Genomic DNA, 10,530 nt, shown 5'->3' on the forward strand with positions numbered 1-10,530 from the left:
ATCGAACAGGAACGGGCACCCCTGCAAGACCCCTATTAACAACCCGACCTATTAACAACCACCCAACACGCTTACAGCCACAAGGCCAAACCCCCAACATAAACAACGCGTTTAGTTCCTATAGCCCTATAATGGTGTAACGGTGGTGCTACTGTCACCGTTGATGTAATAACTCAAGAATGATAGTTAGGCCTATCTATCAGTGCAGTATTCCAGTTTTAGCTGGGTTGTCAGAGGTGCCATGGCTGACACCGCTGACTTCGTTATTGGTTATCAAGGATGAATTGACTCAACAAACGGAAAGGGGCTTATGATGAAAGCTCTGAACACTATCAAAAGTAGGTTGCTCGCCAGCGTTGCTGTTCCACTTGCGCTGTCTATGGGAGTCGCCATGGTTCCCAGTCAGGCGATGGCTGCAGAGCCTGTGGATACCGCTTCGACATCTATCGTGAGTCAAGTCACCGATTCGCTGACTCCGAGGGATGTGCTGGAGATAGCGGATACCGCATGGGAAAACGGTGATTATGAAGGTGCTGGCATCCTGACCGAGTATGCATTCTCGATGCATGATGGCACTGCCGGTAATGGCTTCCAATCGAGGAATTGGGCTACGACGATCGCCAAGAAAGCTGTCATTAAGCTTCTGCGCTGGGGAGGTTCCAAGCTTCCTGCCAAGATTGCTCCGTGGGCCGGTCGGATTGCAGACTTCCTGGAAGCCACCGGCGTCTGGACTCATGCCGCTATCGTCTCAGGTTTGATGCAGCTGGGCATCCCTTACGATATTGCTGAATACACGGCGACATGGGTTGATTTGGTAAATAGGAATATCGCCCCATGACAGCGTTTATTTCAGTACTCGTTGTCGTGGGGCTTTATAATCGCATGAGGTCTGGCGATACTCTGATCTCAGTACCATGAAGGTTAATATTATGCGTGATGGTGTGGTAGTAGCTGAACAGCTAAGTAAGAATTTCGTCTCGGGTGACGGGACTCCCACTGTGGTGTTCAATGATCTTTCTTTTGTTGCTGCTGGTGGTGCCATGACCGCAATTACAGGGCCCTCTGGATGTGGTAAGAGCACCTTGCTATATTGCCTTTCTGGTCTTGAACAGCCATCTCAAGGAAATGTGTGGGTGCTGGGTGAGGAACTAACTAAGAAGAACCAGCGTAACTTGGCTTTGTTTCGCAGATCGCATATCGGGTTTGTGTTTCAGTCCTACAATCTTGTCCCGTCCATGACCGTTCGTGACAATATCCTGCTCCCCTTGACTCTCAGCCATCGCAAGGTCGATCAAGGAAGCATCGATGCCCTCATGGATAAGTTCCACTTGAGCGGGCACGACAATGACGCAGCTAGTTCGCTCTCAGGTGGTGAGCAGCAGCGGGTATCCTTGATTCGCACCTTGGTCGCGGATCCCGATGTTGTGTTCGCCGATGAGCCGACAGGTGCTCTTGACCAGAAGTCCGGACAGTTGGTTTTCTCGCAGTTGCGGGACTTCTCCCATCGACCCGGTAAATGCGTGGTCGTGGTCACACACGATCTCCGCCTGGCCCGGCAATGCGACGTCGTATACACCATGAGTGATGGCGGATTTGTCGCATCAGGGAATGTGGAAGAGCAAGCGTAGTTATTGCCCTGATTCTGTATGGCGATGCGGCGTGAAAGGTGTAAGTCATGAAGTGGGCGTTGAATGATCTGAAAGCCAATAGAGGAATCTGGGCCGGTGTGTTTCTTGTGCTTGTGGTCACGCAGACGATTCTGTGCGCCATGAGTGTATGCAAGGGAATCAATGATCTCAAACATGATTCCCCGGGGGAAGTGGGTGTGGTATCTCACCATCTCAGCACTAACGTGGACTCGGTCTACCAGATAGCAATGGTCCTGGGTTGCCTGGTCATTATGGTGACGATTCAGGCTTCCATAAGGCAGCGGCGGAAGGGACTTGCATTGTTGTCCCTGCTTGGTGCCACACCTAGGCAGGTGCTGACCCTCACCATGGTGCAGGTGTTCGTGCTGACTCTGATCTCCTCCATCGTTGGTATGGCGCTGGCGCCAATTCTTGCCCCACGGATTCTAAAGTTCCAGTTGGAGGCCGTGCTGTTACCGCCGCTTATCACTTTTACTTGGCAGGGTTTCTTAGACTTTGCTTTGAGGGGGCTTGCAGTCGGTTTCATTGTGGCTTTGTTGGGTGCTCTCTTTACTCTGCGTGCTTTGAGGAAAGTGCTTCCGGTTGAGCTGCTGAGAGGTTCAGGAACTGAGGAAGTCCACGTCACGAGAGCTGGGCGCGGTCTGAGGAGATTCCTTATTATCGGTGGTTTCATCGCCCTGCTGGCACCGGCTGTCGCTGCCGTCATCCTGGTGTTGAACGACCCCAAAACTCTGAGTAAGACCCAATTGGGCATCATCATGCAACCCATGTCATTAGGCCCGATCATCGCGATACTGCTGTTTCTGGTCGCTCTGGCCTATTCTGGAGGACCCATCATCCAATGGGCCACCAAAACATGGACGAATCTGGTTCCTGTGCAATCCGATGTCTGGAAGATCGCACGGGCACAAGCCATTGTGAGAAGTCGCGGGAAGGCATTCGGCTCCACCATCATCTCACTGACTGCTTGCCTGTTCCTGCTCGGTGGATTGTTAATCACAGGTCAAACCAGTACTGCTGCCATAAGTGGCTTTCCCCAGTTGAAAGACATGGGATCAGCCACACCGATAGAGCTTATGTCCAGCCTGTGGTCGGCCTTGCTCATTGCTGTAATCGGTGCGGTCGCCAGTTTCGCCATCTCTGCCAAGGAACGCAACCTTGATCTGGCCCTTATCTCCATCGCGGGCGCTGTGCCCGGACAGCTACTTGCCATATCGGCCTTGGATGGTTTCATCCTCGTGACCACCGGTATCCTTATCTCTGCGGGGGCCACCTTGCTCGTCGGAGTTTTCACCGCTGTGACATTCCTCCCTCTTTCCAAGAATCTCTTTGTAGTGGTCTTCCCCTGGAAGTTCTTCATTATCCTTGCTGTGCCCATTATCGCCGCGGGAACACTTTCCACATTTTTCTCTGCACGTTCTAGTTTGAAGCGATCGGCAATTGAAACCGTCCAAACAGCCATAGGCGAATAGCGGAAATCATGTCAACTATGCAAACTCAGCAACGTCAAAAAACCACAATTTTTAATGTATTCAGACTATTGAAACCGCACACAGCTATCACTGTTGTTGTGATGTCTGTGGGTATAGTGTCTTCAGGTCTGGCGTTACTACAACCTCTGTGTGTCAATTATCTTCTACACGCCATAGAACAGAGTCAGAAGTTGGTGAGACCAATTGCAGTCTTGGCGCTTTTGTTTGTAGCAGGCATCGTCCTGGATGGTTTGGGATCCAATATGGCAAACCGCCTTGCGGCGAAAATAGTTTTCGATAAACGTAGCAATCTCATTACCTGTATCCTCGGCCTGCCGGTACAAGAGTATGATAAGAGGGAGTCGGGTGACTATGTCTCAACTGTCATCTCAGATACTAATGAGTTACGCTCAGCCCTGTCATCAGACTTCTTTAAAGTGGCCGCGAATCTGTTAACAGCTTGCGGATCAGCTGTCGCTATGCTGTTCATTGATACCAGACTCTTTGCCGTGGCACTTATAACTTCGTGCACATCCATTCTGTTGATGATTGCTGCTTCTTCTCGTCTGCAGGCCTATACCGAACTGGTACAAGCTAAGACAGCAAGACTGTCTAATGCCATACTGCGATCATTAGCTGGAATTCGCACAATTAAGGCCTTTATGGCAACAGTGCCTGAAACGAAAAGAGTAGTCGGTACCGCAGAAGAAGTGTATCGGGCAACAGTAAAAGTGGCCAACAAGGAAACAATCATTCGGTCCATTGTGAACTGCGCCATACAGCTGACCTTACTAATCGTTTTTTCCTTTGGCGGCGCGGAAATAGCGAAAGGGGATCTTGATATTTCTAATTTCATCTCCTTTTCAATGTATTTGACTATGGTTGTTTCTTCGCTAAGCTCCTTTTCCTCATCTATAACCACGGCTTTCAAAGCTTTAGGACCACTCAGGAGAATAGAAGACATTGAATCTTTGCGCGATAAAAGCGAAACCGTAAGTTCGAGCAATATGCTTTCCCCAGATGGGCATTCCTCGTTTGATACAGCCAACATTACGCTGGAGTTCAAAGATGTATGCTTTTCTTACAATACAGCGGACAAAGATGATGAACGAAATACCACTCTGCAGAACATTAGTTTTAGCGCAGTCCCACACCAAAGAACCGTCATCGTGGGCTCGTCGGGTTCAGGTAAAACTACGCTGCTTTCCCTATTGGAGGCTTTTTATAGGCCGGATTCGGGGCATATCCTATACAACAATGTTGACTCAACTGATTTAAATGCCAACGATATCAGGAAAGTAGTTAGCTATATTGAACAAGATGCTCCTATATTCTCCGGTAGTATTCGAGATAATCTAACGATGGGAACCATCGAAGCAAGCGATGAGACATGTTGGAATGCGCTCAAGCTCGTCAATCTTGATACAAAAGTTAGGAATCTCGAACAAGAGTTAAATACGCAGGTCGGTGAACAAGGCCACTTCCTGAGCGGCGGAGAACGTCAGAGACTTTCCATCGCCAGGATTTTGCTGCACAGAAAACCTGTCATTCTCTTAGACGAGCCTACGTCAAGCCTCGACTCAATCAACCAACAGAAGATAAATGCTCTACTACGCGAGATATTCTCCGAACAAACCGTCATTGAAGTAGTTCACAGAATGTCAACAATTGAGCCAGGTGATCAAATACTGGTCATGGAAAAGGGCAAAATCGTCGCATGCGGCACGCATGACGAACTTAAGATTTCCAGCCCAGCTTATAGGGAACTACTACAGATGCCGACCATTAGCCAGCAAACCACAGACAATTAAATGTGATGACTTTGTGAATTCTTGTATTTAAATGTAGATACACTAATCTCATAACGGTATATTTAATGATGTTAGAAGCCGCCACTGCCTCCATCATATTTATATGATGTGCACACTAGGGCGGCATTTTCTTTACCTAAAGGGGATGTAACTGAGATGACCACCGCTCGTATTCCGTACCCGTCGCATCCTTATCAGAGCTCGGCCAGTCTGGCCGCTATGCTGATACAGAACGGTCTCTCCGGCATCAGTCAACACGACCTCGCTCAGAAAATTGACTTGGTCATGAACATAAGAAACTCAGCCACAGCTCTGGCCTTTTCCAAGGCTGGTCGGGAGCTGCTCTATTCTTTTCGTCCTTAGGAAAGGTGACAGAGGACCCACGATATTTTTCATGGGCCTCCGCATGCATAGAGCACGATTTATCCTATACCGATTTGTCAGATTCCGGCCGTCGAGGGGTTATTGAAGGCGAGTATAACCGCTCGCTACCATACTTGACTAACGGATCTGCTGGACTCCTTACCGCAATATCGTGGGCTAGGCTTATGCAGAATAACGAATCGCTATTCTCTGATGTGTTTGAATCCCTTGTAGAGGCATGTGCTTCACCCACGTATGCTTTCAGCGGACTGTACAACGGACGAGCTGGCATTATGTCTGCTTTAGCGGTAGGGAAAACTTGGATTTCAGATTATGCTGAAATTCAAACCATGCATTTAAAAAATCTTCTGGATTACAGTCTGGCCTACCATGAACAACCAGTTTTTGTCGGCGATAGCATGTTGAGGCTATCTGCCGACTATTCAACAGGTTCTGCAGGAGTTCTTTCCGCACTTACCTCTATGACTGGATCTGGGTGGGAATTCCTACCGATTGTCAATCCAGATCAATTCTGTGGGCAACAGCTCATGGCCAAGCAAATTAGCGAATGGAAGGAGGTGTGAAATGAACGTTCTGAATCTGCAAGACGAAGATACCAATGAGAACCCTATGCATAAGAGTAATCATAGTTACTTCTTGTGCACCAGTTACAGCGATACGAGCAACGTGTTGTGTTGTTCCTCTGATTCATGGAGAGAGGGGTGAGCGATGAGTGACCGTGGACGATCAGACCATGTAACGGTTTCGGATGCGATTACCGGTGTTGGTTTTTTCGGAACTGTGTTGTTGGGTTTTGTCTTTCCTTTTGCGGTCGGCATTGGTGTCACTTATCGCTTGCTCCCTTTCGGTGGCGTTCGTTCCTGGGTGCATGGGTGGCGTGGGGTTTTGGGTACCATCGTTATCTTTCTGTTGTGGTTCTTTGGTACCTACATAACTGATGCGTTGGTGGATGTGTTGTTTAGCATGAGCAGTCACAAGGTCTTGAAGAAGCTTGTTAGCGAAGTTGTGAGTTTTGTGTTTCTCATGGGGTTGATGGCCTTGGCCTTCAGCAGGTGGGAAGCCATGGCGCTCTCATCTTTGATAACTGAGGTTCTCACCATTCTCATCTCCCTACTCGTCATTCATGCCGTTGATGCTGCAGACAAGCATGATTAATCTAAACAACGATCATTCCTAGGGAATGAAGCGGATTCGAGTGCCCCTTTTATGGGGCGGGAGAAACGCATCGGACGCGGAGAGGTCTCCTCCTTGGTTTGGGAGGAGACCTCTTCGGTTTGGTTGTGTGTGGTGTTAGTCGTCGGTGGGGTTGATGTTCTTACTGAGGGCCAGGGCGATGAGCGCTGCGAGATTGTTGGTTCGGTCGAGGGTGAGGGCTTGGACCATGTATGAGCTGGCTTGGTCGGGGTCGCGGGCGGCCCAGGCCAGGTAGGCTCTGGAGGCGCTGAGGTGTGGGGTGGGGCCGACGGCGGCGGTGAGCTGGTCGAAGAGGTTGTAGGCTCTGTCGGCGCGTTCCTGGTTGACGGGGGTCCGGCCTTCGAAGCAGGTGGTGAGGCTGGTGAAGATGAGTTTGACGGCGGCGGGGTCGTGGGGTTGTTCGGTGATGGTGGTCAGGTCGTCTCGGGTGGTGTCGGGGTTGATGGCGGCGACCAGGAGCGCGTCGCGGTGCGGCAGTGAGGTTTCTATCAGCGCGGCCATGCGGGTGAGCCGGTCGTGTCCTATGGCTTCGGGCTGGTGGGTGCCGTCGAGTATGCGCATGATGCTGTCGAGGGCCTGTCGGCCTGCGGTGAGCATGAGTTGGGGGTCCTGGCTCAGTTGCTTGACGTCGTCCTGGAGGCTGGTTGTGGTGTTCATGGGTGTTCCTTTCCTTGGTGCCGGGACTGTTTGTGCCGACGCCTGGAATGGCGGCCCGGGTATAGCGGAGAGTCAAGCCCCCGCGTGGATCCGAACACTCCCCCGGAGGCCGAGGGGGCATGCTGTTCGGCCCCCTCGGCCGGAGCGGGGTGTGGGCGGAGACGCTCGGGGCTTGAGTCGCAGCGGCCCGGGCCAGAATGGAAGGGGGCGGCACAAACACCACATTCCCAACCCCTTCAGCAGCACGCCGCAGGCGTGCGACAGCGGCGGCCAGACATCAAGGCGCAGCCGCCGATGACCACAACCCCGGCCGAGCCGAGCATGGAAAAAGGGACCCCGTTGAGGGGTCCCTTGATGATGTTGCCCTGATGGGTCAGGCCATCTGGCTTCGGAGTCCTGGGTAGTGGTGTGCCAGGTATTCGGCGGTGGCTTGGCGGATCAGTGCCGATAGGTTGGTGCCTTCTGTTTTGACGGCGGCTTCGGCCCATTGGTCCAGGGCCGGGGTGGTGCGTACCTGCCAGGTTTTGCTGGTGGGTTGTTTGAGTTCGTCGCGGGGGCGGCCGGCGAAGATGGAGAGCAGGTCGTCGTCGGTCAGGGGGCCGGCGTCGTAGCCCCGGTATACCCGGGTGCCTTCGATGGGTGTGAATTGGCCGGCGTCGGCCATGCGGTCGAGTGCTTCGGCGTGTGCTGCCCTGTCGGCGGGTGTCTGTGTGTTGGTCATGGTCTGGCTCCTTGTTGGTTGTGTCTATTGGTATCTGAGATGTTGCCACCGGCTGGTCAGCGGCATGGCGTGGAAGGCGTGGAGCTGGCCGTCCTGCCATTTGCTGACGATGACTTCGAGCAGGTTGTCGGGTAGGGCCCCGGGGTGTGGCTGGCCGACGAAGACCACCGTCATCTCGTCGCCGTAGCCCTCGATTTGTTCGTGGCCTATGGAGTGGAGGACCGCGTGCCTGATTTCGTCGTCGGCGCAGCCGTGCTTGCGGGCTGATTGCTCTATCTCGATCTCCATGACCATGAGTGTAGTACAAATTGCACATACAAACCAGTCGTGCGTTCCTCGCGTTGCGGTCTGGCTGTCCGAACGCGGGGCGTTCGACGATGCCGATTCCACCCCGTGGGGTGGCGCGAGGCATCGCTGCGCCGCCGCCGGCTGCGGGGTTCATTCACTCTTTGGTGTCCTCCTCCTGGTCGCCGTCGTCTGTTTCATCTTCGTTCCCTTCGTTGTCTTCCTCTTCAGGTCGGGGCACCAGGTCGCCGTCGAGACCGGATTGCTCTTCGTCGCTGATGGCGTAGCCTGCGGTTTGGAGGGCACGGTAGAGGGGTTTGAGCAGGCCGTCTATGTCGTCTTGGCTGCGCCAGGTCTCGTGGTTGATCTGTGTCTCCATGATGGCGTGGCACAGGGCGAAGGCCGTCTGGGTGCGGCGACTCTCGTCAAGGTCGGCCTTTTGCGCCAGCTCGGCTTCCTGGTCCTGGACGATGGCGCGCCATGTGTCCCGCACCTGGTCCCGGCTGACCCACCAGGTGCGTTGGCTCGCTTGGGCGATGACCAGCATGGACAGGGCCTGGGACTGGTTTTTGGCGGGGCGTTTGAGGGACATGAGCCGTTGCGTGTAGGCCAGCCGCAGGTCGTGGCTTGCCGTGTCCAGTTGCTTGGCCGGTGCGATTTCGGCTTCTTGTTCGGCTTGCCACCTGGCCAGGTCATCCTCTCTTTGCCGGCGTTCGTCCTCCTGGTCCTGTTGGGTGTATGGCTCCAGCAGGGTGATTTTGACGCGCCACTGTCCGCCACGGTCGAGCAGTCCGGCGGCCGTGGGTTTGTCGCCTTCCCATTCCTCCAGCCATGTGTCGAGGGCCTGCTTGGGGTCGGGGTCGGTATCCGGGGAGAATCGGGCGATGGTGCGCCAACCTTCCGGGTCAGACCAGGATTGTGATGGTGTCAGCGGCACGATGGGCAGCCCGGCCTGCTTGATGGCTTCCTGGGCCTGTTCGATCCACTTGTCCAGCGACCGTTTGGCCTGGACCTGGTGCAGTGTCATGTTCCAGTTGTTGGTGCCTGCGGCTTTGATGAGCTGGTCTTGCAGGCCTTCGTCGTCGCGGAAGTCGGCTATCGTCTCCAATTCCTCGAAGCTCAGCTGGGATGGCAGCGCGAGTATTTTCTCGTCGTCGATGGACGATATTTTGAGCCGTCGCTGCACGGTGCTGCGGCTGCGGCCAGTGGCTTTGGCCATCTGGTCCACGTCTTCGCCAAGGTCCAGGAGGTGGGCGTATCCGCGTGCCTCGTCCAGGGCGGTGAGCTGGTCACGGTGTATGTTCTCTACCAGCATCACCTCCGCCTGGGTCTGCTCGTCCATGTCGGTGATGATACAGGGCACGGTTGCAAGGCCGGCCTGCTCGGCGGCCGCCAGCCGCCGGTGTCCGATGACCAGGGTGTGCCGCCCCTCCTGGTTCGCCGGTGTGACGACCAGGGCCTGCTGTATGCCTTGGGACGCGATGCTCATGGCCAGCTCCGACACGTCTCCTATCTCGCTTCGGGGGTTGGCGTCGTTGGGCCTGATGGCGTCGATGGGCAGCATGGTCACTGTGGTTGTGGTGTTCATGGGTGTTCCTTTCCTTGGTGCCGGGACTGTTTGTGCCGACGCCTGGAATGGCGGCCCGGGTATAGCGGAGAGTCAAGCCCCCGCGTGGATCCGAACACTCCCCCGGAGGCCGAGGGGGCATGCTGTTCGGCCCCCTCGGCCGGAGCGGGGTGTGGGCGGAGACGCTCGGGGCTTGAGTCGCAGCGGCCCGGGCCAGAATGGAAGGGGGCGGCACAAACACCACATTCCCAACCCCTTCAGCAGCACGCCGCAGGCGTGCGACAGCGGCGGCCAGACATCAAGGCGCAGCCGCCGATGACCACAACCCCGGCCGAGCCGACCAGTTTTATGTTTGCCGATTGAAGGGTGATCTGCAGTAGCTCATGATAGAAGAAAGACCATCCGATAAGAAATGTGTTTATATTGTGAAGCTTTATCTTGATGAAGCTTTCTAACTGATATCCCGAGTATATTAAAGCTTGTTAGAAGCCGCCACTGCCTCTATCATATTTATATGATATGCACACTAGGGCGGCACTTTTTTATCTAAAGGGGTGTAACTGAGATGGACACCGCTCGTATTCCTTACCCTTCGCATCCTTATCAGAGCTCAGCCAATCTAGCCTCTATGCTGATACAGAACGGTCTCTCCGGCATCAGGGGCTATAGGAACTAAACGCGTTGTTTTAGGTTCTGTGTGTGGGTTTGGTTGTGTGTTGGTCAGAGTGTGGTGTTGGGGTATCTGACTGGTGTGTGGAACTCGTTCCAGTTGATGGCGGTGCCGTAGTGT

10 protein-coding genes are annotated in these 10,530 nt (G+C 53.9%); 6 read left to right on the top strand and 4 right to left on the bottom strand.

The features are described 5' to 3' along the window. Nucleotides 1-310 precede the first annotated feature (310 nt). The 6 genes from DKK75_RS08210 to DKK75_RS04720 all read left to right on the top strand — a co-directional run bounded on the left by DKK75_RS08210 (nucleotide 311) and on the right by DKK75_RS04720 (nucleotide 6,471). Nucleotides 311-838, top strand: a complete 528-nt coding sequence (locus DKK75_RS08210) for a hypothetical protein (RefSeq protein ID WP_219997315.1) — start codon at nucleotides 311-313, stop codon at nucleotides 836-838. Nucleotides 839-914: 76 nt separating this feature from the next. Next, complete coding sequence (locus tag DKK75_RS04700) at nucleotides 915-1,628, top strand: ABC transporter ATP-binding protein (RefSeq protein ID WP_101433110.1); 714 nt, start codon at nucleotides 915-917, stop codon at nucleotides 1,626-1,628. Nucleotides 1,629-1,675: 47 nt separating this feature from the next. After that, nucleotides 1,676-3,121, top strand: coding sequence for an FtsX-like permease family protein (locus tag DKK75_RS04705; protein WP_045924218.1), 1,446 nt, complete (start codon nucleotides 1,676-1,678; stop codon nucleotides 3,119-3,121). A gap of 17 nt (nucleotides 3,122-3,138) precedes the next feature. Then, entirely contained in the window at nucleotides 3,139-4,932 is a 1,794-nt protein-coding gene (locus DKK75_RS04710; RefSeq protein ID WP_161522307.1) for an ABC transporter ATP-binding protein, read from the top strand. 548 nt (nucleotides 4,933-5,480) lie between these two features. Beyond that, entirely contained in the window at nucleotides 5,481-5,879 is a 399-nt protein-coding gene (locus DKK75_RS08035; RefSeq protein WP_146208611.1) for a hypothetical protein, read from the top strand. Between the two features lie 145 nt (nucleotides 5,880-6,024). Continuing rightward, on the top strand, nucleotides 6,025-6,471 hold the full coding sequence (locus DKK75_RS04720) for a hypothetical protein (protein ID WP_015022033.1): 447 nt from the start codon (nucleotides 6,025-6,027) through the stop codon (nucleotides 6,469-6,471). Nucleotides 6,472-6,606: 135 nt separating this feature from the next. Here the strand turns inward: DKK75_RS04720 and DKK75_RS04725 are convergent, their stop codons facing one another. From DKK75_RS04725 to DKK75_RS04740, 4 genes are all read right to left on the bottom strand, one after another. Continuing rightward, nucleotides 6,607-7,167 (bottom strand): hypothetical protein, encoded by a 561-nt coding sequence (locus tag DKK75_RS04725; protein ID WP_015022034.1) that lies wholly within the window; start codon nucleotides 7,165-7,167, stop codon nucleotides 6,607-6,609. A 373-nt stretch (nucleotides 7,168-7,540) separates the two neighbouring features. Beyond that, nucleotides 7,541-7,888, bottom strand: a complete 348-nt coding sequence (locus DKK75_RS04730; protein ID WP_015022035.1) for a hypothetical protein — start codon at nucleotides 7,886-7,888, stop codon at nucleotides 7,541-7,543. A gap of 24 nt (nucleotides 7,889-7,912) precedes the next feature. Next, a complete protein-coding gene (locus tag DKK75_RS04735; RefSeq protein ID WP_141650026.1) occupies nucleotides 7,913-8,176 on the bottom strand; it encodes a hypothetical protein in 264 nt (87 codons plus the stop codon). Between the two features lie 154 nt (nucleotides 8,177-8,330). Continuing rightward, nucleotides 8,331-9,761, bottom strand: coding sequence for a ParB/RepB/Spo0J family partition protein (locus DKK75_RS04740; protein ID WP_015022037.1), 1,431 nt, complete (start codon nucleotides 9,759-9,761; stop codon nucleotides 8,331-8,333). Nucleotides 9,762-10,530: the final 769 nt, after the last annotated feature.

Source organism: Bifidobacterium asteroides, from assembly GCF_003202695.1.
Lineage (GTDB): Bacteria > Actinomycetota > Actinomycetes > Actinomycetales > Bifidobacteriaceae > Bombiscardovia > Bombiscardovia asteroides_G.

What these genes read in the sequence shown, in the direction of transcription:
- DKK75_RS08035 (WP_146208611.1), top strand. Translation starts at nt 5,481, where the DNA reads ATGCAGAATAACGAATCGCTATTCTCTGATGTGTTTGAATCCCTTGTA.
- DKK75_RS04720 (WP_015022033.1), top strand. Translation starts at nt 6,025, where the DNA reads ATGAGTGACCGTGGACGATCAGACCATGTAACGGTTTCGGATGCGATT.
- DKK75_RS04725 (WP_015022034.1), bottom strand. Translation starts at nt 7,167, where the DNA reads ATGAACACCACAACCAGCCTCCAGGACGACGTCAAGCAACTGAGCCAG.
- DKK75_RS04700 (WP_101433110.1), top strand. Translation starts at nt 915, where the DNA reads ATGAAGGTTAATATTATGCGTGATGGTGTGGTAGTAGCTGAACAGCTA.
- DKK75_RS04740 (WP_015022037.1), bottom strand. Translation starts at nt 9,761, where the DNA reads ATGAACACCACAACCACAGTGACCATGCTGCCCATCGACGCCATCAGG.
- DKK75_RS04730 (WP_015022035.1), bottom strand. Translation starts at nt 7,888, where the DNA reads ATGACCAACACACAGACACCCGCCGACAGGGCAGCACACGCCGAAGCA.
- DKK75_RS08210 (WP_219997315.1), top strand. Translation starts at nt 311, where the DNA reads ATGATGAAAGCTCTGAACACTATCAAAAGTAGGTTGCTCGCCAGCGTT.
- DKK75_RS04710 (WP_161522307.1), top strand. Translation starts at nt 3,139, where the DNA reads ATGCAAACTCAGCAACGTCAAAAAACCACAATTTTTAATGTATTCAGA.
- DKK75_RS04735 (WP_141650026.1), bottom strand. Translation starts at nt 8,176, where the DNA reads ATGGAGATCGAGATAGAGCAATCAGCCCGCAAGCACGGCTGCGCCGAC.
- DKK75_RS04705 (WP_045924218.1), top strand. Translation starts at nt 1,676, where the DNA reads ATGAAGTGGGCGTTGAATGATCTGAAAGCCAATAGAGGAATCTGGGCC.